Genomic DNA, 25,475 nt, shown 5'->3' on the forward strand with positions numbered 1-25,475 from the left:
AGCGTGATTTCTCAAGAGCTTGAAGTCAGCCTGCATATGGCTTTCGTCGAGGCCCGTTCGGCCCGGCATGAATTTATTACCGTCGAGCATCTGCTGTTGTCGCTGCTTGACAACGCTTCGGCAGTCGAGGTTCTGCGCGCTTGCGCGGCGAACCTGGACGACTTGCGCCGCAACCTCCGCCAGTTCGTTTCGGAAAACACCCCGGTGATTCCAAGCGGCGCAGAGGTCGATACGCAGCCGACGCTGGGCTTTCAGCGCGTGATCCAACGCGCAATCATGCACGTATCCGCGGGCGGCACCGGCAAGAAGCCGGTGACCGGCGCGAACGTGCTGGTGGCCATTTTCGGGGAAAAGGACTCGCACGCCGTGTACTACCTGCAACAGCAGGGCGTCACGCGCCTGGATGTCGTTAATTTCCTGTCGCATGGCATTACCAAACAGCCCCAGGTGGAGTCCGCCGCCGTGCAGAAAGAGCAGCAGACCAATGGTGAAGAGCAGGGCGAATCGCGTCAGTCGCCGCTTGACCAATACGCCACCGACCTGAACGCCGCCGCGCTGGCGGGCCGCATCGATCCCCTGATCGGACGCGAGCACGAAGTCGAGCGCGTCATTCAGGTGTTGTGCCGCCGCCGCAAGAACAACCCGCTGCTGGTGGGCGAGGCTGGCGTGGGCAAGACCGCTATCGCGGAAGGCCTGGCCTGGCGCATCACGCGCGGCGAAGTGCCCGAAATCCTGCAAGCCGCTCAAGTCTTTTCGCTGGACATGGGCGCGTTGCTGGCCGGCACCAAGTACCGCGGTGATTTCGAACAGCGTCTGAAGGGCGTGCTGAAGCAAATTCGCGGCAACCCCGACGCCATCCTGTTCATCGATGAAATCCACACGCTGATCGGCGCCGGTTCGGCCTCGGGCGGCACGCTGGATGCGTCCAATCTGTTGAAGCCGGCTTTGTCTTCCGGGCAGCTCAAGTGCATTGGCGCGACCACGTATACGGAATATCGCGGCGTCTTTGAAAAAGATCACGCGCTGTCGCGTCGCTTCCAGAAGATCGACGTGCCGGAACCCAGCGTCGAACAGACCGTGCAGATTTTGCGTGGGCTGAAGAGCCGCTTTGAAGAACATCACAGCGTCCGCTATTCAGCGGCTGCGCTGTCGGCGGCCGCTGAATTGTCCGCACGGTTCATCAATGACCGTCATCTGCCCGATAAGGCCATCGACGTCATCGACGAGGCCGGCGCCGCGCAGCGCCTGCTGCCGCGCTCGCGTCAGAAGAAGGTGATCGGCAAGGTGGACATCGAGAACATCGTGTCCAAGATCGCCCGTATTCCGCCGCAGTCGGTCTCCAACGACGACCGCAGCAAGCTGGCCACGCTGGACCGCGATTTGAAAACCGTGGTGTTCGGCCAGGACGGCGCGATCGATGCCTTGGCCGCCGCCATCAAGATGGCGCGTTCGGGCTTGGGCAAGCCGGAAAAACCCATCGGCGCTTTCCTCTTGTCCGGCCCCACGGGCGTGGGCAAGACGGAAGTGGCGCGGCAACTGGCGTTCACGCTGGGTGTCGAGCTGCTGCGTTTCGATATGTCGGAATACATGGAACGCCACGCGGTGTCGCGCTTGATCGGCGCGCCGCCCGGGTACGTCGGGTTCGACCAGGGCGGCCTCTTGACCGAAGCCATCACCAAACAGCCGCACTGCGTGCTGCTGCTGGACGAAATCGAAAAGGCTCACCCGGATGTGTTCAACATCCTGCTGCAGGTCATGGACCACGGCACGCTGACCGACAACAACGGCCGCAAGGCGGATTTCCGTAACGTCATCCTTATCATGACGACGAACGCGGGCGCCGAAACCTTGAACCGCCCGTCGATCGGCTTTGCCAATTCGCGGATGCTGGGCGACGAAATGGCGGAAATCCGCCGCATGTTCACGCCTGAATTCCGCAACCGCCTTGACGCCATCATTCCGTTTGCCGCGTTGGACCGCGAGGTCATCCTGCGCGTGGTGGACAAGTTCCTCATGCAGCTTGAAGACCAGTTGCACGAGCGCCGCGTGGAAGCCGTGTTCACCACGAAACTGCGCGAACACCTTGCCAAGGAGGGGTTCGACCCGCTGATGGGCGCGCGTCCCATGCAACGTCTTATTCAGGACACCATCCGCCGCGCGCTGGCCGACGAGCTGCTGTTTGGCAAGTTGGTCGACGGCGGTTCGGTCACGGTGGACCTAGACGAGTCGGGCAAGGTGACGCTGGACTTCGACGACAACGGGAAACCGCCTTCGTCTGCTGCGCCGGATAAGCAGGAAGTCGAACTGATCGATTGATGACTGCGGACAGCCAGCCGCTGATTGAGTGCGAACATTGCGCAAGCGTTTATCGCCGACATCAGCTTGAACCTGGCGAGACCGCCAATTGCGCCCGCTGCGGAGCCATACTCTGGCGCTACAGCGGGCTTACTTTGTCCAATTGGCTGGCGCTTGCCCTTACTGCCCTGATCGTCTTCGGGGTGGCCAACGCCTACCCGGTCGCTTCCATGTCCGTACAGGGCATGGTGCAACAGGCGTCCTTGCTGGACGCCATTTCCATTACGTGGCGCCAAGGCCATTGGGTCGTCGCCGTCATGACGGGGCTGGCCGGTTTTGCCTTGCCGCTGCTGCAATTGACCCTGCTGCTGTGGGTGCTGGGCCCCTTGTCTCAAGGCCGCGAACCGGTGGGTTTTCGTGGCGCAATGCGTTTGCTGGGCGTGCTGCGGCCGTGGTGCATGGTGCCCGTGTTCCTGTTGGGCGTGCTGGTTGCGGTGGTGAAGCTGGCGGGCATGGCGGCGGTGCAACCCGGTATCGGGCTCGGCGCTTTTGGCCTGTTGACCATTTTCCTGACCATGCTGGGACGCCTGTCGCCGCACGTGCTGTGGCGTTATGCCGAAACAGCAGGCGTGGCTCCCGTCCACATTCCCGAAAGCAGCCCGGAAACCGTCCTGGCAGGCTGCCATGTCTGCGGCCAGGTGCAGGCCTTGCCGCGCGATGCCGATCCCGAAGAAGAACACCACTGCGTGCGTTGCCATGCCGTGGTGCATTACCGCAAGCCGGACCACCTGGCGCGCACCTGGGCGCTGCTGCTTGCGGCGGTTGTGTTCTATATCCCGGCTAACGTGCTGCCCGTTATGCAGGTCAGTTCGGTATTGGGCGACAGCGCTCACACCATTCTTGGCGGCGTGGTTGAGCTATGGCAGATGGGATCATGGGACATCGCACTGATTGTGTTCATCGCCAGCGTGGCCGTGCCCCTGACCAAGCTGCTGGCCTTGATCTTGCTGCTGTTGACCGAGCAATGGCGCAGCACGACCAACCTGCGGCCCCGTACCCGCCTGTATCAGATGGTCGAGTTCATTGGCCAATGGTCGATGCTGGATGTTTTTGTCGTTATATTGCTGGCGGCCCTGGCCGATTTTCAGGGCCTGATGGAGATCAGCGCCGGCGCCGGGGCAGCGGCCTTTGGCGTGGTGGTGATCTTGACCATGCTGGCGGCCATGAGCTTCGATCTGCGCCGTAGCTGGGATCTGGAAGGCGATAGCGAAATCGATGCACCCGAGATCGAAGGCCGGGCTCGTCCGGCCCCAGCGGCGCCACAGGCGCCGACCCAGACCAGCAGGGAAGTGGGTTAGCAACAACAGCGGGTCCCGCGCAAGAAGAAAAAAGGAAAGTAGATGTCCGACCAAGCACCCGATGCCGGTGAAGAGAAGTACAAGTCACCGACCATCTCGCGCAAGCAGAAGAGCCGGATTTCATGGATCTGGCTCGTGCCCATCGTGGCCGCGCTGATGGGCATGTCGCTCGTCATCCGGACCTGGATGCAGGCCGGCCCGGATATCTCCATCTCATTCAATACGGCCGAAGGGCTGGAGGTGGGCAAGACGCAATTGCGCTACAAGGACGTGAACATCGGCACGGTGAAGTCCATCGGCTTCAACGACGACCGCAGCAAGGTTGTGGTGCGAGCCGAGCTTGCCAAGGAAGTGTCCGATCTGGCTCGCGACGGCACCAATTTCTGGGTGGTGCGGCCACGGCTGGACGTCAGCGGCGTATCGGGCCTGGGCACCTTGTTGTCGGGCGCCTACATCGGCGTGGATGCGGCCGAAGGCAAGAACGGGTCCGCCAAGGCCACCAAGCTGGACTTCGAAGGCCTGGAGATTCCGCCCGCGGTCACGCATGACCGCGCGGGCAAGCGCTTCATGCTGAAAGCCTCGGACCTGGGTTCGCTGGACATCGGCTCGCCCGTCTACTTCCGCCGCATCAACGTGGGGCGCGTCATCGGCTACGAGCTGGACAAGACCGGCACGGCCGTGAACGTTGAAGTGTTCGTGGATTCGCCCAACGACAAGTTCGTTACCAACGGCACGCGCTTCTGGAATGCCAGCGGCGTGGACTTCAGCGTCAATGCCGACGGCCTCAAGGTGCGCACGCAGTCGCTGGTGTCCATGGCGGTGGGCGGCGTGGCGTTCGAATCCGTGCAAAGCGCGCGCGACGGCGGCAACCCGGCGCCGGCCGATGCCAACTTTGACCTGTATCCGACCGAAGCCGCCGCCAAGGCCAACCCGGACGGCGAAGCCTTCCCCATCCGCATGCGCTTTGATCAGTCGATCCGTGGCCTGACCGTGGGCGCACCCATTGATTTCAACGGCATCACGCTGGGCAACGTCACGCAGATCAATCTGGATTTCGACCCGGCCACGAAGCGCTTCTTCTCGCTGGTGGACGCCACGCTGTATCCGGAACGCCTGGGCCGCGTGTATGAAGAGGTGCGTGAGCGCGCGATCAAGGACGGAGACGAGGCGGGTACCCGGCTGCTGGGCGTGATGATCAAATACGGTCTGCGCGCCCAACTGCGCACGTCCAACCTGCTGACCGGCCAGTTGTATGTGGTGCTGGACAACTTCCCGAACGCCAAACCGGTGGAGTTCAAGGCGTCCGACCCGGCGGTGATTCCGACGGTGCCCGGCAACCTGGATCAGTTGCAGCAGCAGGTCAGCAATATCGTCGCCAAGATCGAGAAGATTCCGTTCGACAAGATCGGCGAAGATTTGCGCACCACGCTGGCCAGCACGTCCAAGCTGATGAACCGGCTGGACAAGCAGGTTGCGCCCGAAGCCCAAAGCATGCTGAAACAGGCTCGGCAGTCGATGGCGAATATCAATGCGATGCTGGCCTCGGATGCATCGCTGCCGGTCAATACCGAAAAGGCAATGCAGGAACTGAGCCGTGCGGCCCGCTCGTTGCGCGCGCTGGCGGATTTCCTGCAAGCGAACCCCGAAGCCTTGTTGCGTGGCCGTGGTGATGATCCGATTCCCGGCTCAGGCCCTGTCAGGAACTAAAAAACCATGACTCTATCTTCGATGCGTCCTGTCTTGTGCGTGCTGGCGCTTGGCGCCGCCCTGGCGGGCTGCGGTTCTTCGCCGCCCGTGCACTACTACACCTTGCAGGGGCCGACGGCGCCGTCATCGGCGGCGCCTGCCGGATCCGCCGACTTCCTGATCGAGGTGCAACCCGTCAGCCTGTCCACGCAAGCCGACCAGCCGCAGTTGATGGTGCGCACCGGCGACGGCAGCGTGTCGGCGCTGTATTCCGAGCGCTGGAGTTCGCCGTTGGGCGACGAATTGCGCGGCGCCTTGTCGGATGGGCTCAAGCGCGAACTGGGCGCCCTGGACGTGCAGATGGTCAAGCCAGGGCCGGGGGCGCCGGTGTGGCGGGTGCAGACCGATGTGCAGCGCTTTGAGATGGTGTCGGGCAGCATGGCGCAGTTGGATGCCACCTGGCGCGTGCGGCCCGTCAATGCCAAGGGCACCGGGTTGCTGTGCCGTAGCGTGGTGACGGAAACCGTGTCCGAAACCGGTATCCCCGCACTGATCGCCGCACAGCAAAAAGCGGTGGCGGGCTTGGCCGGCGTGATGGCTTCCGCCATACGCGGCCAGACCCCCGCAGGGTCGGCATCCGTGCAGATGTTGGGCTGCTCAGCCCTCAAGGACTGAGAACCCGACGGAGAAACCCGCATGAACTCAAGTGGTTAACCTAGGGTTAACCTTAATACAAACAAGGTTGCAACCTGTCTAGCATACGGTCCTACCCATACTGGGTTTCGTTCGGACCCAGTAACACCTTTGCCATGCGACAGGAAGCAATCTCTTATGGCCAGCACGACCCTCGGCGTCAAAGTTGATGACGCACTGCGCGACCGCCTCAAGGCCGCCGCCAACAAGCTCAACTGCACGCCCCACTGGCTGCATAAGCAGGCCATTCTTTCTTATCTGGACAAAATCGAGCGGGGCCACTTGCCCGCCGAGATGTCGCATCTGGGTCTGGACGCCAGCGCCGACGACGAGTCGGGCGATGCGCCCGCCGCGCCCACGCCCCCGTTCTACGAGTTTGGCCAGGACGTGCAGCCGCAGTCCGTACTGCGCGCCGCGATTACCGCCGCGTATCGCCGCCCCGAACCGGAATGCGTGCCGCTGTTGCTGGGTCAGGCCCGCGTGCCCAACCTGGAAAAGGTCCACGCCATGGCGTCGGATCTCGTCAAGAAGCTGCGCGGCAAGCGCAGCGGTGGCGGCGTCGAAGGGCTGATCCAGGAATTCTCGTTGTCCAGCCAGGAAGGCGTGGCGCTGATGTGCCTGGCCGAAGCGCTGCTGCGTATTCCCGACCGCGCCACCCGCGACGCGCTGATCCGTGACAAGGTCGCGCGTGGCGACTGGAAGTCGCACATGGGCGGTTCGCAATCGCTGTTCGTCAACGCCGCCACCTGGGGCCTGATGATTACCGGCAAGCTGGTTGCCGTGAGCAGCGAGCAATCCTTGTCCAAGGCGCTGACGCGCCTGATCGGCAAGGGCGGCGAGCCCCTGGTGCGCAAGGGCGTGAACATGGCCATGCGCATGATGGGCGAACAATTCGTGTCCGGCCAGACCATTTCCGAAGCGCTGGCCAACAACCGCAAGATGGAAGCGCGCGGCTTCCGCTATTCCTACGACATGCTAGGCGAGGCCGCCACCACGGCCGAAGACGCCGAGCGTTATTACGCGTCGTACGAACAGGCCATTCACGCCATCGGCAAGGCCGCTGCCGGCCGTGGCATTTATGAAGGCCCGGGCATCTCGATCAAGCTGTCGGCGCTGCATCCGCGCTATTCGCGCAGCCAGCGCGAACGGGTCATCGCCGAACTGCTGCCGCGCGTGAAGGCGCTGACGGCGCTGGCGCGCAGCTACGACATCGGCCTGAACATCGACGCCGAAGAAGCCGACCGCCTGGAAATCTCGCTGGACTTGCTTGAAGCGCTTTGCTTCGCGCCGGAACTCGAAGGCTGGAACGGCATCGGCTTTGTCATCCAGGCCTATCAGAAGCGCGCGCCGTTCGTCATTGACTACGTCATCGACCTGGCCCGCCGCAGCCGCCACCGCGTGATGGTGCGCCTGGTCAAGGGCGCGTACTGGGATAGCGAAATCAAGCGCGCCCAGGTGGACGGCCTGGAAGGCTATCCCGTCTATACCCGCAAGCTGTACACCGACGTGGCCTACCTGGCCTGCGCGCGCAAGCTCTTGGGCGCGCCCGAGGCCGTGTACCCGCAGTTCGCCACGCACAACGCCTATACGCTTGCCGCCATCTATCAATTGGCGGGCCAGAACTACTACCCCGGTCAATACGAATTCCAGTGCCTGCACGGCATGGGCGAACCCTTGTACGACGAAGTGGTCGGCCCGCTGGCCCAAGGCAAGCTGAACCGCCCGTGCCGCATCTACGCGCCGGTCGGCACGCACGAAACGCTGCTGGCGTACCTGGTGCGCCGCCTGCTGGAAAACGGCGCCAACACCTCGTTTGTGAACCTGATCGGCGACGACACCATTCCGGTTGAATCGCTGGTGGCCGACCCCGTGGAAGCCGCGTCGCGCATCGTGCCGCTGGGCGCGCCGCACGAAAAGATTGCGTTGCCGCGCGAGCTGTACGGCAACGTGCAACAGGGTGCTCGCGCTAACTCGGCCGGGCTGGACCTGACTAACGAACATCGCCTGGGTTCGTTGTCGGCCGCGCTGTTGGCCAGCGCCGGCACGCCGTGGCGCGCCGGCCCGATGTTGGGCGAGGGCGAGCAAGCCTGGGACGCGGCGCGCGCCATTGAAGTGCGCAACCCCGCCAACTTGCGCGATGTGGTCGGCCACGTGATCGAGGCGCAGTCGGAAGAAGCCGATATCGCCTTGCGCGCCGCCGCCAATACCGCGCCCATCTGGCAGTCGACGCCGGTGGCCGAGCGGGCCCAGTGCCTGCGCCGCGCGGCGCAGTTGCTGGAAGAGCAGATGCAGACCCTGTTGGGCCTGATCGTGCGCGAAGCCGGCAAGTCGCTGCCCAATGCCATTGCCGAAGTGCGCGAAGCCGTGGACTTCCTGCGTTATTACGCGGACCAGGCCGAGCAGGAATTCAGCAACGACACGCATCGCCCCTTGGGCACCGTGCTGTGCATCAGCCCCTGGAACTTCCCGCTGGCCATCTTCACCGGCCAGGTCGCGGCCGCGCTGGCTGCCGGTAACACCGTGGTGGCCAAGCCTGCCGAACAAACGCCGTTGATCGCCGCGCAAGCCGTGGCCATCCTGCGCGCGGCCGGCGTGCCTGCCGGCGCCGTGCAACTGCTGCCGGGCCGGGGCGAAACCATAGGCGCCCAGCTTGTGGCCAGCCCTGCGGTGCGCGGCGTGATGTTCACCGGGTCCACCGACGTGGCGCGCATCATCGCGCGCACGCTGGCCGACCGCCTGGATGACGACGGCCACACCATTCCGCTGATCGCCGAAACGGGCGGCCAGAACGCGATGGTGGTGGATTCGTCCGCGCTGTCTGAGCAAGTGGTGTTCGACGTGTTGAGCTCGGCCTTTGACTCGGCCGGCCAGCGCTGTTCGGCGCTGCGCGTGCTGTGCGTGCAGGAAGACAACGCCGACCACGTGCTGACGATGCTGCGCGGCGCCATGCGCGAACTGACCGTGGGCAACCCGGACCGCCTCTCGGTGGACGTGGGCCCCGTCATCGATACCGAAGCCCGCAACGGCATCCAGCGCCACATCGAAACGCTGCGCACGGCGGGGCATCGTGTTGATCAGGTCGAACTGAATGGCGAATGCCGCCATGGCACGTTCGTGGCGCCCACCATCATCGAAATCGATCACATCAGCGAACTGACGCGCGAAGTGTTCGGCCCGGTGCTGCACGTGGTTCGTTACAAGCGCGACGAGCTGGACGCGCTGCTGGATGCCATCAACGGCACGGGCTACGGCCTGACCTTCGGCGTGCATACCCGCATCGACGAAACCATTGCGCACGTGACCGGGCAAGTGCATGCCGGCAACGTGTACGTCAATCGCAACATCGTGGGTGCAGTGGTGGGCGTGCAGCCATTTGGCGGCGAATGCCTGTCGGGCACGGGCCCCAAAGCGGGCGGTCCGCTGTACATGTACCGCTTGCTGGGTACGCGCCCGGCGGGCCTGCCGCCCGCGCTGGATGCCGCCGCGCCGCTGCCGCAACGCATTGCGTTGCCCGGCCCCACGGGCGAAACCAACACCTATATGGTCGAGCCGCGCGGGGCCGTGTATTGCGTGGCCGCCACCGAAGCCGGTGCGCGGGCGCAGTGGTCGGTGGCGCGTCTGACGGGCAACCATGCCTGGTTCGCGGATACGCCGGCCGCGCAGGCGCTGCTGTCCACGCTGGACGCCGAGCAGCAAGGCCAGGCGGGCATTCTTGCTGATGACGAGGTCGACCAGGCCGACTACCAGGCCGTGCTGTTTGAAGGAGATGGCGACGCGCTGCAAGCGCTTAACCAGCGCATCGCGCAGCGTCCTGGGGCCATCCTGGCGGTGCATGGGCTGACGTCGGATGCCTTGGCCGCGGGCGCTACCTATGTGCCCGAACGCCTGTTGACCGAACGTTCCATCAGCGTGAATACGGCCGCCGCAGGGGGCAACGCCAGCCTCATGACGATCGGTTAAGGGTGACCGAGGGGTAACCCTCGATGACTGAGGGTTATCTCCAATATCGGGCAAGGTTGCACTGGAACGAAAATCCGGTCGCACCTCAAGTCTGGATGTCGCAACCCGGCATCCAGACCTTGCAGAACATGCAGTCGCGGGACCCGGCCACCGCCGGGCCCGCGGTAGTAGAAAAACCAAAAGCCTGGCTAAAAGCTCAGGTATAACAAGGCCTTAAGTACCGCTATCAGTACACGGCCATCCGAGACCCCGGAGGATTCCCCATGAAGTTCCGCACGACTTTGAAGCTACTCGCCGCCAGCATCGCTGCTGTGGGCATGACGGCCGCCGCATCGGCCGCCGACATCAAACTTGGCTTTGCCGCCCCGCTGACCGGTCCGCAGTCGCACTACGGTGAAGACATGCAGAACGGGCTGAACCTGGCTTTGGAAGAAGCCAACAAGAAGGGCGTCAAGGTAGACGGCGAGCCTGCCAAGTTCGTGCTGGTGTCGCGTGATGACCAGGCTGATCCGCGCGTGGGCGTGCAGGTGGCGCAGCAACTGGTCGACCAGGAAGTCGTGGGCATCCTGGGCCACTTCAACTCGGGCACCACCATCCCCGCCTCGCGTGTCTACCATGAAGCCGGTCTGCCCCAGATCGCCATGGCGACGTCGCCGGAATACACCAAGCAGGGCTACGAAACCACGTTTCGCATGATGACCAGCGACACCCAGCAGGGTGCGGCGGTCGGCAAGTTCATGGTGCAGAACCTGAAGGCCAAGAAGGTCGCCATCATCGACGACCGCACGGCCTACGGCCAAGGTCTGGCCGACGAAGTGGAAAAGGCCGTGAAGGCCGCCGGTGGCCAAGTGGTCCGCCGCGAATACACCACCGACAAGGCCAACGACTTCACGGCCATCCTGACCAACATCAAGGGCGCCGCGCCCGACGCAATTTTCTACGGCGGCCTGGACGCGCAGTCCGGTCCCATGAAGCGCCAGTTGGCCACGCTGGGCCTGAAGGCCCCGCTGGTGTCGGGCGAAATGACGCGCAGCGACACCTTCATCAAGCTGGCGGGCGATGCCGCCGACGGCACCTTCGCGTCCCTGGCCGGCGTGCCGCTGGACAAGATGACGGCGGGCAAGGACTTTGCCCAGCGCTACGAAGCCCGCTTCAAGAAGGCCCCCGGCGTCTACGCGCCTTACGCCTATGACGGCGCCTGGAACATGATCACGGCCATCGAACAGGCCGGGTCGTCCGACCCCGAGAAGTACCTGCCGGTGCTGGCCAAGCTGAACCGCAAGGGCGCCACCAGCGAGCACATTTCCTACGACGCGCAAGGCGATCTCAAGGAAATCTCGGTCACCATCTACGAAGTCAAGAACGGCAAGTGGGAGATGGTTGAAACGATGGTCAGCCAAGCCAACTAAGGCAGGCTGAACCCCGGGCGGGGCCGGCTTGGCCGGTGTCCGCCCACTCTTTGCGCTTGCGCCGCTCGGCGTGGCGCCGTGCCCGCCGCGTCCCGTCCGTCAAGACGAGGGGCCGCTGCGTTGCGCGATTTTTCCAGGCTTATTTTCGCGGCCCCTATGGATATCTTCATTCAACAACTGATTAACGGCGTCACGCTAGGCAGCGTGTACGCCCTGGTCGCCCTTGGCTACACCATGGTGTACGGCATCATCGGGCTGATCAACTTCGCGCATGGCGATGTCGTCATGATCGGCGCCATGGCGGCCACCACGATTGCCATTTCGCTGATCGGTGGCGACCCCGGCGTGTCCGCCTTCGTGGTGCTGGGCGTGGGCCTGCTGGTGTCCGTGCCGCTGTGCATGGCGGTGGGCTGGACGGCCGAGCGCGTGGCCTACCGGCCGCTGCGCCGCGCGCCGCGCCTGGCGGCGCTGATCACCGCGATTGGCGTGTCCATCATTTTGCAGAACGTGGCGATGATGGCCTGGGGCCGCAACTACCTGAACTTTCCGCAAGTGCTGTCGCCGCGCGTGTTCGAGTTTGCCGGCGCGCGCATGAGCACCCTGCAGATCGCCATCGTGGTGATTGCGGCGTTGATCATGGGCGGCTTGTTGGCCATCGTGCACAAGACCCGTCTGGGCACGGCCATGCGCGCCACCGCACAGAACCGCGAAGTGGCGGGGCTGATGGGCGTGAACATCAACACCGTGATTTCGGCGGCGTTCCTGATCGGCTCGGCGCTCGCCGCCGTGGCGGGCATGATGGTCGCCACCTATTACGGCGTGTCGCAATACACCATGGGCTTCATGCTGGGCCTGAAGGCGTTTACCGCCGCGGTGCTGGGCGGCATCGGCAGCATGGTGGGCGCCATGGTGGGCGGGCTGCTGCTGGGCGTGATCGAATCGCTGGGCGCGGGTTATATCGGCGACATCACAGGCGGCTTTCTGGGCAGCCACTATCAGGACGTGTTTGCGTTCTTCGTGCTGGTGCTGGTGCTGATCTTCCGTCCCTCCGGCCTCTTGGGCGAACGCGTGGGAGACCGGGCATGAACGTATCCCTGAAAAAAAACAGCGGGCTGTCGACCCGCAACCTGATCGGCATTGCGCTGATCGGCATTGTGCTGGCGGTGCTGCCCTTTGTGATCGGCATGGCCGGCCAGAGCTGGGTGCGCATCCTGAATTTTGCGCTGCTGTATGTGATGCTGTCGCTGGGCCTGAACATCGTGGTGGGCTTTGCGGGCTTGCTGGACCTGGGCTACATCGCGTTCTACGCGGTGGGTGCGTATACCTGGGCGCTGCTGGCGTCGCCGCATTTCGGGCTGCACCTGCCGTTCTGGGCGATCTTGCCGATTGCGCTGGCCGTGGCCTGCCTGTTTGGCGTGCTGCTGGGGGCGCCAACGCTGAAATTGCGGGGCGACTACCTGGCCATCGTGACCTTGGGCTTCGGGGAGATCATTCGCATCTTCCTGAATAACCTGAATGCCCCGATCAACATCACCAACGGGCCGCAGGGCATCAACCGCATCGATACCTTCAAGGTGGGCGAGTTCTCGTTCGGCCGCACGGAAAGCTTGCTGGGCATGCGCTTCACCGGGCCTGAAAAGTACTACTACCTGCTGCTGGCCATCACGCTGATCATCATCGTGGTGTGCGTGCGCCTGCAGAATTCACGCATCGGCCGTGCCTGGGAAGCCATCCGCGAAGACGAGATCGCGGCCAAGGCCATGGGCATCAATACCCGCAACATCAAGCTGCTGGCGTTCGCCATGGGCGCGTCTTTTGGCGGCGTGGCGGGCGCGTTGTTCGCATCGATGCAGGGCTTTGTCAGCCCCGAGAGCTTCTCGCTGATGGAGTCGATTTCCATCCTGTGCATGGTGGTGCTGGGCGGCATGGGGCATATCCCCGGTGTGATTCTGGGCGCGTTGATCCTGGCGGCCTTGCCGGAGTTCCTGCGCGCGGTGGTGGAGCCCTTCCAGCACATGGTGTTTGGCGCCGTGGTGCTGGACCCCGAAGGCATTCGCATGCTGCTGTTCGGCTTGGCCATGGTGTGCGTCATGCTGTTCCGCCCGGCGGGCTTGTGGCCGTCGGCCGTGCGCAAGCGCGAGCTGTCGTCGAAGACGCAAGGAGGTGCGGCATGAGCAAGCTGCTGCAAGCGCAGGGGCTGGGCAAACGCTTTGGCGGCCTGCAAGCCTTGTCGGATGTCAGTTTCGATATTGAACAGGGCGAAATCTATGGGCTGATCGGCCCGAACGGCGCGGGCAAGACCACGCTGTTCAACGTGCTGACCGGCTTGTACATCCCGGAAGACGGCAGTTGCACGTTCAACGGAGAATCCCTGTCCGGCAAGAAGCCGCATGAGGTCGCCTACGCGGGGCTGGCGCGCACGTTCCAGAACATTCGCCTGTTTGCCAATTTGTCGGCCATTGAAAACGTGATGATCGGGCGCCACCTGCGCACCAAGGCGGGCGTGTTGGGCGCGGTGCTGCGCACGCGCGCCACGCGGGCGGAAGAAGCGGCCATCGAGGCGCGGGCGCAGGAACTGCTGGACTACGTGGGCATCGGTCATCGCGCCAACGACGTCGCGCGCTCCTTGCCATACGGCGATCAGCGCCGCCTGGAAATTGCACGCGCCCTGGCCACGGACCCGAAGTTGCTGGCGCTGGACGAGCCCGCGGCCGGCATGAATGCATCGGAAACGGTGGTGCTGCGCAAGCTGGTCGAAAAGATCCGCGACGACGGCGTCACGGTGCTGCTCATCGAGCACGACATGAAGCTGGTGATGGGCCTGTGCGACCGGGTGCTGGTGCTGGAATACGGCAAGGTGCTGGCCATGGGCAAGCCCGCCCAGGTGCAGCGCGACCCCAAGGTTATCGAAGCGTATCTGGGCGCCGGCGCGGCGCAAGACCCGCTGATTCACAAGGAGAGCCCGGCATCATGACGGCATCCCAACCCTTATTGGAATTGCGCGGCCTGCAAGTGGCGTATGGCGGTATCCGTGCCGTGCGCGGCATCGACCTGCGCGTGGACGCCGGCGAACTGGTGTGCCTGATCGGCGCCAACGGCGCGGGCAAAAGCACGACGCTCCGCGCCATATGCGGCCTGGTGCCGCTGGCGGGCGGCGAAATCGTCTACGGCGGGCAGTCGATCGGTGGCACGAAATCGCATGAGCTGGTCCGCCGGGGCCTGGTCATGGTGCCTGAAGGCCGGGGCATCTTTGGCCAACTGACCATCGAAGAGAATCTGGCGATGGGTGCGTACATCCGTCGCGACGCCGCACAGATTCGCCAGGACACCGACCGCGTGTTCACGCTGTTTCCCCGGCTTGCCGAACGCCGCAAGCAGGCGGCCGGCACCTTGTCGGGCGGTGAGCAGCAGATGGTGGCCATGGGCCGCGCCATGATCGCGCGCCCCAAGCTGCTTTTGCTTGATGAACCGTCGATGGGCTTGGCGCCGCTGATGGTCGAAAAGGTGTTCGAGGTGGTGCGCACCATTGCCAGCGAGGGCGTGACGATTTTGCTGATCGAACAGAACGCGCGCCTGGCGCTGGAAAACAGCCACCGGGGCTATGTGATGGAGTCGGGCGAGATCATCCTGTCCGGCCCCGCCAAGCAGATGCTGCACGACCCGAAGGTCAGGGCGGCGTATCTGGGCGAAGTCGAGGAAGCCTCGGCCTAGCAACCCCGTTGCGTTGCAATGGAAAAATGCCCGGCATCCGGTTCAGTTCGGATGCCGGGCATTTTCATGCGCCTCTGGATTGCGTTCAGGCGGGTTGCGGCACCACGCGCTTTTTGCCGATCCGCAGGGCGATGAGCGCGGCGATCAAGCCCGTGATGCCGGAAATCACAAAAGCCATCAGGTAGCTGCCTTGCGCTTCGCGGATGGCGCCCGCCATCCAGGCGGCGCTGGCGGCGCCCAACTGGTGGCCCGCGACAATCCAGCCGAACACGATGCCGGCGTCGCGTTCGCCGAAGGCTTCGGTGGTCAGGCGCAGGGTGGGCGGCACGGTGGCGATCCAGTCCAGTCCGAAGAAGATGGCGAAGATCGACAGGCTGTAGAACGAGAAATCGGAGTAGGGCAGGTAGATCAGCGACAGGCCGCGCAGGGCGTAGTAGACGAAGAGCAGCTTGCGCGGGTCGTAGCGGTCGGTCAGCCAGCCGGATGCCGTGGTGCCGACCAGGTCAAAGATGCCCATCAACGCTAGCAGGCCGGCGGCTTGCACTTCCAGCATGCCGTGGTCGCCGCACAGCGCGATCAGGTGCGTGCCGACCAGGCCATTGGTGGTGAAGCCGCAAATGAAGAACGTGGCGAACAGGAACCAGAAGGTGGGCGTCTTGGACGCGCGCGCCAGGGCGCCGAACGTGGCGGCCAACATGCCGGTGCGCGGCGCAACGGGGGCGGGCGGGGCGTGCGGGTCGCTACCGAAGGGCACTAGCCCGACGTTGGCCGGGCGGTCGGGCACCAGCCACCAGGCCAGCGGCACCATCGCCGCGGCGGCCGCCGCCACCGTCCAGACCACGCGCGTCCAGTCTCCGGAAGACGCCAAGGTGGCAAGAATGGGCAGGAATACCAGCGTGCCGCTGGCGGTACTAGCGGTCAGTAGCCCCATCATCAAGCCGCGATGCTTGGTGAACCAGCGGTTTACGATCGTGGCGCCCAGCACGGAGGCGACGGCGCCGGAGCTCAAGCCCGAGAAAACGCCCCAGCTCATCAGCAGGTGCCAGGGCTCGGTCATGTACGCGCTGACCGCGCTGGAGGCGGACATCAGGACCAGCGCGGTGATCAGCACGCGGCGCAAGCCAAAGCGTTCCATCGCGGCGGCGGCGAAGGGGCCGACCAGCCCATAAAGAAAGATGCCCGCGGCGGCGGCGAATGAAATGGAACTGCGGCTCCAGCCAAAGGCATCTTCCAGTGGTACCAGCAGTACGCTGGGCGTGGAGCGCAGCCCGGCAGATATCAGCAAGGCCAGGAATATCACTGCGACCACAACAAAAGCGTACTTTTGCCCGGCGCGGCGGAAGGGGATTGGGGGGTGAGCTATACTCATGTTACTTACCGGTACGTATCTGGATTTGCGAGTTTGCGAATAGTACGTACCGGTCAGTAACATCGTCAAGCGCTTTTTGATGGATGTGTTTTTTGCGCCGTTTTCAGGAGTCCAGCATGGCCACCAAGCCCAACCCCGCGTCCGATATCCCGCCCGATACCGCGGCACAACCCGCCGCCAAGCCGCTGCTTGCGGCCGACCGCATCCGCAAGACGGCGCGCGAAATGTTCTACCGCGATGGCATCCGCGCCGTGGGCGTGGACGCCATCGTCAACCAAGCCGGCGTGACCAAGCCCAGCCTGTACCGCAGTTTTTCGTCCAAGGACGAATTGGCGGCGGCCTATCTGCGCGACTATGACGCCGAATTCTGGGCGCGTTTCAACGCCGCTTGCGACGCACATCCGGGCGACCCGCGCGCGCAGTTGCTGGACTACCTGTCCGGCCTGGGCAAGCGTGCGGTCGTAAACGGCTACCGCGGTTGCGGGCTGACCAACGCGGCAGTCGAATACCCCGAACCCCACCATCCGGCCCGCGCGGTGGCCGTGGAGCACAAGCTGGAGCTGCGGCGCCGCTTGAACGAGATGGCGGCAGGCATGGGCGCACACAACCCCGAGGCCTTGGCCGACGGCTTGCTGCTGTTGATTGAAGGCGCCTTTGTTTCCAGCCAGCTATTCGGCGAGGGCGGCCCGGCCGGGCGAGTGGCGGACATGGCCGACAAGCTGATTCAGGCGCATCGAGTCGGCTGAATGGGGGACGGCGCTGCACAAGACTAGTGCTTAACGTGGTGCCGCCTGCACCGCTTTGGTGGTGTTTGTACCCATTGCACAACGATTAAAAAAATGCTTGAAGTTTTTATTGCGACGCAACAAACGCGGATCTAACATGAAGTCGTGTTGTTCCACATCGCGCTTTCTCAAGGAGAGAATCATGAGCGATACCGCGTTGAAAAATGCCCGTATGTCGGATGCGCTGGAGCGGTCCTTGATCCGCGAGGCCGTCAAAGCGGAAACCCTGTCCGGTCCCTTCAACCGTGGCCTGTGGCTGCGCCTGAAGGTGCGCGTGGCCTCCTTCGGCGGCGCTGTCGGCGAAGTTCTGCACGACATGGACGTTGGCCGAAAGCAGCATCCGGTCGTCTCCGCCTACCACTAAGGCGCGAGCCCGCCCGCCGCCACAACGGCGCAAGCGGCAAGCCAAAGAAACGCCAGCAGACGCTGGCGTTTTTTTTGGCCTAGACCACCATGTCGACAAGCAGGTAGCCGTCCAGGATCACGATGCCCACGGTGGCGCTGATGGCGGCCCAGGCCCAGGCGCCGCGCAGCGCATAGTGGCCCATCACGCCCTTGCGGCAGGCCAACACCACCAGCGGGCCCAGCGCGAAGGGCAGGGCCAGGCTCAGGATGACCTGGCTAAGTACGAGCAATTCGTCGGGATCCTTGCCGCCCGTGAAGATCAGCAGGCCGACAGCCGCCGCGCCCGCAATCAAGCGGGTGACCAGCGCACGGCGCCGATCCGACCAGTTGCTGCGAATCTGGAAACCCTTGGACAGGATGCGTCCGGCCAGTACGCCGGTGATCGTGGAGCTTTGCCCGGCGGCGTACAGCGCCACCGCGAACACGACCGCGGCGCCGATGCCCAGGTTGTGGCCGATGACGGCGTGCGCGTCATCCAGGCTGGATACGATCAGGCCCGAGCCGGACAACGAGGCCGCCGCCACGATCATGATTGCCGAATTGATCAGCATGGCCACGCCCAGCGACACGATGGTGTCGTTGCGGGCCACGCGCATCGCCATGCCGCGCGCGGACGACGGCAGCGACTGCGCGCGTTCCGCCAGCGAGCCGGAATGCAGGTACAGGTTATGCGGCATCAAGGTGGCGCCCAGGATGCCCAGCGCAATGAGGAAACCCTGGGGATTGCGCAAGGCTTGGCCGGTTTCCGTCACGCCGTGCGCCACGGCCGTCCAGGCGGGATTCGCCTTGAACAGCAGGAACACGAACGACGCGGCCACCACGCCCAGCAGCACGGCAATGACCCGTTCATGGCGGTCGGCGTTGCCGCGCGTCAAGGCCAGCACGGCAAACGTACCCACGCCGGTGACGGCCACGCCCGCGATCAGGGGCAGGTCGAACAACAGCCGCAACGCGATGGCCCCGCCGATCAGTTCGGCCAGGGCCGTGGCCAGAATGGCGGCTTCGCCCGCCTGCCACGCGGCCTTGGACCAACGCGCGGGCAGATGGCGCGCGGTCAGCGTGGCCAGGTCTTGTCCGGTAGCCAGCGCCAGGCGCGACACCAATATCTGAAAGCCCAGCGCCAGGAATGCCGAGGTGATGACGACCATCAGCAGGCCGTAGCCGAAGCCGCTGCCGCCCGCGATGTCTGTCGCCCAGTTGCCCGGGTCGATGTAGCCCACGGCCACCAGAATGCCCGAGCCCACCATGCGGCGCAGATTCGCCGACACTTGGGCGTCCTGGGCCAGAGCGGCTTTGCCGCCTGAGATCGCGTAGATGAATCCGGTCATGCGGCGCTCCTGAGAATGGTTCTCATTTTCTAGAAGCGACTATCCGCCGTCAAATTGATTTTGGAAAAGCTTGGGATAGGGTGGGCCAATCGGGTGGACCGACCGGGCGGGCCGATCGGGTATCCCAGACACGTGGGCCAATGGCGCCGGCCTGGGCCAGCCCCATCAGCCGGTGTCGCGCTTAGGACTTGAGCTTTGCTTCCATGGTGATCTTGGCGTTCAGCACCTTGGAAACCGGGCAGCCGGTTTCAGCCTTGCGCGCGGCCTCTTCGAAGGCCTGGGCGGTGGCGCCCGGAATGACAGCTTCCACGGTCAAGTGCACGGCGGTAATCGAAAAGCCATCGTCCACCTTGTCCAGCGTGACTTCGGCCTTGGTGTCCAGGCTGGTGGCGACCATGCCGGATTCGGACAGGATGTTCGACAGCGCCATCGTGAAGCAGCCGGCGTGCGCGGCGCCCAGCAGTTCTTCGGGGTTCGTGCCCGGCGTGTCGCCAAAGCGGGTGTTGAACCCATAAGGTTGGGCCTTGAGTGCGCCGCTTTGGGTGGAGATCGTGCCCTTGCCAGTCTTCAGATCGCCCGACCAGGCGGCGGATGCGGTTTTCTTCATAGTGACTCCTTTAAGGGATGGGCGCGTGCGTCGCGGGCGCGCCCGGTGCAAAAATACGACCGCCGGCAAGGCGGCGTGCCTTGCCGTGCAAGGCATGAACGATGATAAGACGAGGCCGGGGGGCGGGCGCGGAATCCACCGGTGCGCAACGGCAAGCCGATGTAACGGCATCGGCTATCTTGTGCGGATCGTGCGCGGTACGACGCGGTCCATCAGGCAAAATAGCGGCATCTGTTTAACCACCCCAAGAGCTGCTGTCATGCCTCGCAATTTTCTTCGCTATGCCTGCGCCGTCGCGCTGGTGCTGCCCACCTTGACGTCCCAAGCCGAAATCGTGATCGGTGTGGATGTGTCCACCACCGGCCCCGCCGCCGCCATTGGTATCCAGACCAACAACGCGATCCGCCTGTGGCCCGACACGCTGGGCGGCGAGCCGGCGCGCTATGTGGTGCTGGACGATGGCACCGACGTCAGCCGCGCGGTGAAGAACCTGCGCAAGCTGACATCCGAAGACAAGGTCGACGCCATCGTGGGCCCCAACACCACGGCGGCTGCCCTGGCCGCGCTGGACGTGCTGGCTGAAACCAAGACGCCGATGATTGCGCTGGCCGCCTCCAGCGTCATCGTGGAACCCCTGTCCGATCCCAAGCGGGCCTGGGCGTTCAAGATGCCGCAGAACGATTCGCTGATGGCCACCGTGCTGGTCGAGGACATGAAGAAGAAGGGCCTGAAGAACGTGGCCTTCATCGGGTTTGCGGATTCCTATGGCGATAGCTGGTGGAAAGAGTTCACCGCCGCGGCCGGCAACGACCTGAAGATCGTCGCGCAGGAACGCTTTCAGCGTACCGACGCGTCGGTGGTGGGGCAGGTGCTGAAGGTAATCTCGGCCAAGCCGGACGCCGTGCTGATTGCCGGCGCGGGCACGCCCTCGGCCTTGCCGCAAAAGACCTTGCTGGAACGCGGCTACACCGGCGCCGTCTATCAGACCCACGGCATCGGCACGCTTGAATTCCTGCAGGTTGGTGGCCGGGATGTGGAAGGCACGCTGTTCCCGACCGGCCCGGGCGTGGTGGCGCGCGAGCTGCCCGACAGCAATCCGGTGAAGAAAGTCGCCGTGGCGTTTGCCGACAAGTACGAAGGCCAATACGGCGCCAATACGCTGACGCAATTTGCGGGTGACGCTTATGGCGCCTGGATGCTGCTGGATTCGGCGGTGGGCCGCGCGCTGAAAACAGGCGCCAAGCCCGGTACGCCGGAATTCCGCGCCGCGTTGCGCGATGCGCTGGAAAACACGCGCGATCTGGTCGTGCCCAATGGCGTGCTGAATATTTCGAAGGACAATCATCAAGGGTTTGACGAGCGCGCCCGGGTGATGGGCATCGTCAAAAACGGCCGCTTTTCGTACGCACAATAGCGTAGCCATGTTTTCCTACGTTTCGTAACGTCTGCTGACGCTCCATAGGGCATCGGCACCCAAAAGCAGGCTTAGGCCTGCTTTTTTTACGACTATATGATTCGTGTCGAAATCATTTAATAGCGTATTATTTTTAGTGAAGCCATGCACCTAGAAATAAATTTGGGAGAAAAAATCCATGACCTTGCTTCAATCCAAACGCTTGCTGCTGGCCTTGGGCCTGGGCGTGTTGGCCGCGTGTTCCGACTCGGGGGGCGACAAGCCCACTGCGGCTGGCGGGGCGCCCGCAAGCGCCACAAACACGCTGGAAGCCGCCAAGGCGGCAGGCAAAATCCGCATCGGTTACGCCAACGAGGCGCCGTTTGCGTACATGGACAGCAAGGAAGCCAAGGTCACGGGTGAATCCGTGGAGATTGCGCGCGTGGTGCTTAAGCGCATGGGCATCAACGAGGTGGAAGGGGTGCTGACCGAGTTCGGTTCCTTGATTCCCGGCCTGGCCGCCAAGCGTTTCGACATCATCGCCGCCGGTATGTACGTGACGCCCGAGCGTTGCAAGCAGGTGGCGTTTTCGGACCCGACCTATGGGGTGGGAGAGGCCTTCCTGGTGAAAAAGGGCAATCCCAAGAACCTGCACAGCTATGAAGACGTGGTGAAGAACCCGGATGCGAAGCTGGGCGTGGTGGTGGGCGCCATCGAGGGCGAATACGCCGAAAAAGTGAAGATTCCGTCGGGCCAGATCGTGGTGTTTCCAGACGCTGTCAGCGCCTTGTCGGGCGTGCAGGCGGGCCGCGCCGATGCCTACGCCGCCACGGGCTTGACGGTCAACGACCTGATGGGCAAGACGCAGGAGGGCAGCGACCTGGAAAAGGCGGACCCGTTCACCGACCCGGTGATCGACGGCAAGGGCGTACGCGGCTACGGCGCCTATGCGTTCCGCACCGACGACAAGGACTTTGCCACGGCTTTCAACGCCGAACTGAAAAAATTCATCGGCACGGACGAGCACAAGAAACTGGTGGCGCCTTTTGGCTTTACCGAAGATGAACTGCCACAGGGCGTGACGGCCGCCAAGCTCTGCGCCGGCCAGTAAGGAGCGCCGATGCAACTTCTCTCGGAACATATCGCGGCGCTGGTGCCGCCCCTGCTTGAGGGTCTGGGGGTCACGCTCCAGATCATGGCGGGGGCCGTCGTGTTGGCGGTGCCCCTGGCGCTGGCCTCGGGCATCGGTCGCCTGTCAACGTTGCGGCCAGTGCGTTGGCTCTCATCGGTGTACGTCGAGGTCTTTCGGGGCACGTCGGCCCTGGTGCAATTGTTTTGGTTCTATTTCGTGCTGCCGCTGTTCGGCGTCCAGTTGCCGGCCATGCTGGTGGGCATTGTGGTGCTGGCCTTGAATGCCGGGGCCTACGGCGCCGAGGTGGTGCGTGGCGCCATCCGGGCCGTGCCGCCCGGCCAACGTGAAGCGGGCATCGCCCTGAACCTGACGCGCGCGCAGATCATGCGGCGCATCGTGGTGCCCCAGGCGATACCGGCCATGCTGCCGCCCGCGGGCAATCTGCTGATCGAACTGATGAAGAACACGGCGCTGGTGTCGCTGATCACCATCACCGACCTGACCTTCCGTGGCCAACTGCTGCGCAGCGAAACTCTGCGTACCACCGAGATCTTCACCTTGATGCTGTTGATGTATTTCGCGGTGGCCTTGGTGATCACGGCCGGCGTGCGCATGCTTGAGCGGAGGGTCCGCGTCCGATGACACCGATATTTGATTGGTCTTTCGCGCTGGAGATCCTGCCGACGCTGGGTTCGGCGCTGGTCATCACGATTCAGGCGACGTTATTGGGCATGCTGGTGGCGATTACGCTGGGCCTGGTCCTGGCCATGCTGCGGCGCTCGCGCTTGCACATTGTGTCGCTGCCCACGGCGTTCGTGATCGAGTTCATCCGCAGCACGCCGCTTCTGGTGCAGATGTACTTCCTGTTCTACGTGTTGCCGCTGACCGGCGTGCAGATGTCGCCGTTGGCGACCGGCATCGTCGCGCTGGGCGTGCATTACGCCACGTATTGCGCCGAGGTCTATCGCGCCGGCATTGAAGCAGTGCCGCGCGGGCAGTGGGAAGCCGCCACGGCGTTGAACATGTCGCGCTGGCGCACGGCGGTGGGTGTGGTGCTGCCGCAGGCGATTCCGCCGGTGGTGCCCGCGCTGGGCAACTATCTGGTTGCGATGTTCAAGGACACGCCGCTGCTGTCGGCCATCACGGTGGTTGAACTGCTGCAGCAAAGCAAGATGATCGGATCCGCGACGTTCCGGTACACCGAACCCCTGACGCTCGTGGGCGTGCTGTTCCTGGCCTTGAGCCTGGTGGCGGCGTGGGGTGTGCGCGGCCTGGAGGCCCGCCTGCAACGATATGGAGGAAAGCGATGAGCGCCAGCTTGACCATCAAGAATCTGCACAAGCGTTACGGAGAGCTGGAGGTGCTGCGCGGCATCAATCTGGAAATTCCGGCGGGCCAGACGGTGGCCGTGATCGGGCCGTCCGGGTCGGGCAAGTCCACCTTGCTGCGCGTGCTGATGACGCTGGACCAGCCCACCAGCGGCGATATCGAAATCGATGGCCAGACGATGTGGACGGACGAACAGGGCCGGCCCGTGGGCGTCAATTCCGAATATCTGCGCCGCGTGCGCGGCAAGATCGGCATGGTGTTCCAGCATTTCAACCTGTTCCCGCACATGACCGCGCTGGGCAATGCCATGGAAGCGCCTATACACGTGCTGGGCATGTCCAAGGACCAGGCGCGCGAACGCGCCGTGGAATACCTGGACATGGTGGGGCTGGGCGACAAGCTGGATGTCTACCCGGCGCAGTTGTCCGGCGGCCAGAAGCAGCGCGTGGGCATTGCGCGCGCGCTGGCCATGTGCCCGGAAATCATGTTGTTCGACGAAGTGACATCGGCGCTTGATCCCGAGTTGGTCGGCGGCATTCTGGAAATCTTGCGCAAGCTGTCGGCCCGCCGCAGCATGACGATGATCATCGTGACCCACCAGATGAAATTCGCAGAACGCAGCTCCGACCGCACGCTGTTCTTCGACCAGGGCAACATCGTCGAGGACGCGGAATCTTCCGTGCTGTTCAGCCAGCCGAAAGAAGCGCGTACGCGGCAGTTCCTGGATTCGGTGATCGAAGGCCAATAGCCGGGGCGTTTAACCCTGACGGGGGCGATGGGATTGCGCTTTGCGTCAAGCGCGGGCGCTATGCTTTCGCATCCCATGCCCGGAGGCGTCCATGAGTCACCTGTTCAGTCCCACGTCGGTCGGCAATGTCCCGCTGGCCAATCGCATCGTCATCGCACCCATGTGCGAATACTCGGCCGAAAACGGCTGTGCCACCGATTGGCACATGATCCATCTGGGTCATCTGGCCTTGTCCGGCGCGGCGTTGCTGTTTACCGAAGCCACCTCGGTGGAGCCCGATGGCCGCATATCGCCGGGAGACCTGGGGCTGTGGTCGGACGAGACCGAGGCGGCGTTGGGCCGCGTGGTGGCCGCGGTACGCCGCTATTCGCCCATCAAGCTGGGCATCCAGTTGGGCCATGCCGGCCGCAAGGCGTCCAGCGACGCGCCCTGGAACGGTGGCCAACTGGTGCCGCCGTCCGAGGGCGGCTGGCAGGGTTGGGCGCCGTCGCGCATTGCGCACAAAGCATCCGAACCGCCGCCGCTGGCGCTGGATGAAGCCGGCCTGGCGCGCGTGCGCGATGCCTTCGTGGACAGCGCGCGCCGCGCCATCCGCCTGGGCTTTGACGCCATCGAGCTGCACGCCGCGCACGGCTACCTGCTGCATCAGTTCTTGTCGCCCGTGGCGAACCAGCGCACGGATGCCTATGGCGGCTCGCTTGAAAACCGCATGCGCTTTCCGCTTGAAGTGTTCCAGGCGCTGCGTGAAGCCACGCCGTCTTCGGTTGCGTTGGGTGTGCGCGTATCGGCCACGGATTGGGTGGAGGGCGGCTGGGATCTTGAGCAGACGCTGGTCTTCGCGCAGCAGTTGAAGGATCGCGGCTGCGAGTTCATTGACGTGTCCAGCGGCGGTGTTTCGTCGCAGCAGAAAATTCCGGTGGGGCCAAACTACCAGGTGCCGTTCGCGGCCGAGATCAAGCGCCAGGTGGGCATGCCGACGATTACGGTAGGCCTGATCACCGAGGCGCAGCAGGCCGAGGACATCCTGGCCGACGGCCAGGCGGATATGGTCGCGCTGGCGCGCGGCATGCTGTATGACCCGCGCTGGCCCTGGCACGCGGCGGCGCAATTGGGCGGGCAAGTGGCGGCGCCGCACCAGTACTGGCGTTCGCAACCGCGCGAACTGAAGGAACTGTTTGGCGAGACGCGCTTCGGCCAGCGCTGAAGCTGAATCGCCGTGCCTGCAATGAAAAATCGCCGCTTGAAGCGGCGATTTTTTTTTACCCGG

At 64.0% G+C, this 25,475-nt stretch carries 22 protein-coding genes; 18 read left to right on the top strand and 4 right to left on the bottom strand.

The window, feature by feature from the left end; all coding sequences use genetic code 11:
• Positions 1-3: 3 nt before the first annotated feature.
• From clpA to M2361_RS03590, 10 genes are all read left to right on the top strand, one after another.
• Positions 4-2,316 carry an ATP-dependent Clp protease ATP-binding subunit ClpA gene (gene clpA / locus M2361_RS03545; protein WP_259246252.1) on the top strand — a complete coding sequence of 771 codons (2,313 nt, stop codon included), beginning with the start codon at positions 4-6 and terminating at the stop codon, positions 2,314-2,316.
• On the top strand, positions 2,316-3,653 hold the full coding sequence (locus M2361_RS03550; RefSeq protein ID WP_259246253.1) for a PqiA/YebS family transporter subunit: 1,338 nt from the start codon (positions 2,316-2,318) through the stop codon (positions 3,651-3,653). The genes clpA and M2361_RS03550 overlap by 1 nt, the downstream gene beginning before the upstream one ends.
• A gap of 42 nt (positions 3,654-3,695) precedes the next feature.
• Positions 3,696-5,360, top strand: a complete 1,665-nt coding sequence (locus tag M2361_RS03555) for an intermembrane transport protein PqiB (RefSeq protein WP_259246254.1) — start codon at positions 3,696-3,698, stop codon at positions 5,358-5,360.
• A 6-nt stretch (positions 5,361-5,366) separates the two neighbouring features.
• Complete coding sequence (locus M2361_RS03560; protein WP_259246255.1) at positions 5,367-6,014, top strand: membrane integrity-associated transporter subunit PqiC; 648 nt, start codon at positions 5,367-5,369, stop codon at positions 6,012-6,014.
• Positions 6,015-6,170: 156 nt separating this feature from the next.
• Positions 6,171-9,992 carry a trifunctional transcriptional regulator/proline dehydrogenase/L-glutamate gamma-semialdehyde dehydrogenase gene (gene putA, locus M2361_RS03565; RefSeq protein WP_259246256.1) on the top strand — a complete coding sequence of 1,274 codons (3,822 nt, stop codon included), beginning with the start codon at positions 6,171-6,173 and terminating at the stop codon, positions 9,990-9,992.
• A gap of 263 nt (positions 9,993-10,255) precedes the next feature.
• The gene (locus M2361_RS03570) at positions 10,256-11,401 is read left to right on the top strand and encodes a branched-chain amino acid ABC transporter substrate-binding protein (protein WP_100856354.1); all 1,146 of its coding nucleotides are present in this window, start codon (positions 10,256-10,258) and stop codon (positions 11,399-11,401) included.
• 234 nt (positions 11,402-11,635) lie between these two features.
• Positions 11,636-12,487 (top strand): branched-chain amino acid ABC transporter permease, encoded by an 852-nt coding sequence (locus tag M2361_RS03575; protein WP_404976344.1) that lies wholly within the window; start codon positions 11,636-11,638, stop codon positions 12,485-12,487.
• Positions 12,484-13,575 carry an ABC transporter permease subunit gene (locus M2361_RS03580; RefSeq protein ID WP_100856352.1) on the top strand — a complete coding sequence of 364 codons (1,092 nt, stop codon included), beginning with the start codon at positions 12,484-12,486 and terminating at the stop codon, positions 13,573-13,575. The genes M2361_RS03575 and M2361_RS03580 overlap by 4 nt, the downstream gene beginning before the upstream one ends.
• Complete coding sequence (locus M2361_RS03585; protein ID WP_100856351.1) at positions 13,572-14,375, top strand: ABC transporter ATP-binding protein; 804 nt, start codon at positions 13,572-13,574, stop codon at positions 14,373-14,375. The genes M2361_RS03580 and M2361_RS03585 overlap by 4 nt, the downstream gene beginning before the upstream one ends.
• A complete protein-coding gene (locus tag M2361_RS03590) occupies positions 14,372-15,112 on the top strand; it encodes an ABC transporter ATP-binding protein (protein ID WP_100856350.1) in 741 nt (246 codons plus the stop codon). Before M2361_RS03585 ends, M2361_RS03590 begins: the two co-directional genes overlap by 4 nt.
• A gap of 85 nt (positions 15,113-15,197) precedes the next feature.
• Here M2361_RS03590 and M2361_RS03595 read toward each other — a convergent pair whose 3' ends face one another.
• Entirely contained in the window at positions 15,198-16,481 is a 1,284-nt protein-coding gene (locus M2361_RS03595) for an MFS transporter (RefSeq protein WP_259246257.1), read from the bottom strand.
• Between the two features lie 116 nt (positions 16,482-16,597).
• Between M2361_RS03595 and M2361_RS03600 the strand changes: the two genes are divergently transcribed.
• Positions 16,598-17,227 carry a TetR/AcrR family transcriptional regulator gene (locus M2361_RS03600; protein WP_259246258.1) on the top strand — a complete coding sequence of 210 codons (630 nt, stop codon included), beginning with the start codon at positions 16,598-16,600 and terminating at the stop codon, positions 17,225-17,227.
• A gap of 30 nt (positions 17,228-17,257) precedes the next feature.
• On the opposite strand, the gene M2361_RS03605 is transcribed toward M2361_RS03600, so the two are convergent.
• Positions 17,258-17,410, bottom strand: a complete 153-nt coding sequence (locus M2361_RS03605; RefSeq protein WP_164741270.1) for a hypothetical protein — start codon at positions 17,408-17,410, stop codon at positions 17,258-17,260.
• Between M2361_RS03605 and M2361_RS03610 the strand changes: the two genes are divergently transcribed.
• A complete protein-coding gene (locus M2361_RS03610; protein ID WP_100856347.1) occupies positions 17,409-17,630 on the top strand; it encodes an XRE family transcriptional regulator in 222 nt (73 codons plus the stop codon). The two genes, M2361_RS03605 and M2361_RS03610, sit on opposite strands and share 2 nt — an antisense overlap.
• A 79-nt stretch (positions 17,631-17,709) precedes the next feature.
• On the opposite strand, the gene M2361_RS03615 is transcribed toward M2361_RS03610, so the two are convergent.
• Positions 17,710-18,999: an Nramp family divalent metal transporter gene (locus M2361_RS03615; RefSeq protein ID WP_259246259.1), complete on the bottom strand. Its 1,290-nt coding sequence runs from the start codon at positions 18,997-18,999 to the stop codon at positions 17,710-17,712.
• 181 nt (positions 19,000-19,180) lie between these two features.
• Positions 19,181-19,606 (bottom strand): OsmC family protein, encoded by a 426-nt coding sequence (locus M2361_RS03620; RefSeq protein WP_259246260.1) that lies wholly within the window; start codon positions 19,604-19,606, stop codon positions 19,181-19,183.
• Between the two features lie 259 nt (positions 19,607-19,865).
• Here M2361_RS03620 and M2361_RS03625 point away from each other — a divergent pair, with 259 nt between their 5' ends.
• The 6 genes from M2361_RS03625 (at position 19,866) to M2361_RS03650 (ending at position 25,412) form a co-directional block, all read left to right on the top strand.
• On the top strand, positions 19,866-21,020 hold the full coding sequence (locus tag M2361_RS03625) for an ABC transporter substrate-binding protein (protein WP_259246261.1): 1,155 nt from the start codon (positions 19,866-19,868) through the stop codon (positions 21,018-21,020).
• A gap of 178 nt (positions 21,021-21,198) precedes the next feature.
• A complete protein-coding gene (gene ehuB / locus M2361_RS03630; RefSeq protein WP_259246262.1) occupies positions 21,199-22,110 on the top strand; it encodes an ectoine/hydroxyectoine ABC transporter substrate-binding protein EhuB in 912 nt (303 codons plus the stop codon).
• Positions 22,111-22,119: 9 nt separating this feature from the next.
• On the top strand, positions 22,120-22,773 hold the full coding sequence (ehuC, locus tag M2361_RS03635) for an ectoine/hydroxyectoine ABC transporter permease subunit EhuC (protein ID WP_100856342.1): 654 nt from the start codon (positions 22,120-22,122) through the stop codon (positions 22,771-22,773).
• Positions 22,770-23,441 (top strand): ectoine/hydroxyectoine ABC transporter permease subunit EhuD, encoded by a 672-nt coding sequence (ehuD, locus tag M2361_RS03640; protein WP_100856341.1) that lies wholly within the window; start codon positions 22,770-22,772, stop codon positions 23,439-23,441. The genes ehuC and ehuD overlap by 4 nt, the downstream gene beginning before the upstream one ends.
• On the top strand, positions 23,438-24,208 hold the full coding sequence (ehuA, locus tag M2361_RS03645) for an ectoine/hydroxyectoine ABC transporter ATP-binding protein EhuA (RefSeq protein WP_259246263.1): 771 nt from the start codon (positions 23,438-23,440) through the stop codon (positions 24,206-24,208). Before ehuD ends, ehuA begins: the two co-directional genes overlap by 4 nt.
• Before the next feature lie 91 nt (positions 24,209-24,299).
• Positions 24,300-25,412, top strand: a complete 1,113-nt coding sequence (locus M2361_RS03650) for an NADH:flavin oxidoreductase/NADH oxidase (protein WP_259246264.1) — start codon at positions 24,300-24,302, stop codon at positions 25,410-25,412.
• The last annotated feature ends 63 nt before the right edge of the window (positions 25,413-25,475 follow it).

This window comes from Achromobacter sp. JUb104, from assembly GCF_024806975.1.
GTDB lineage: Bacteria > Pseudomonadota > Gammaproteobacteria > Burkholderiales > Burkholderiaceae_B > Achromobacter > Achromobacter spanius.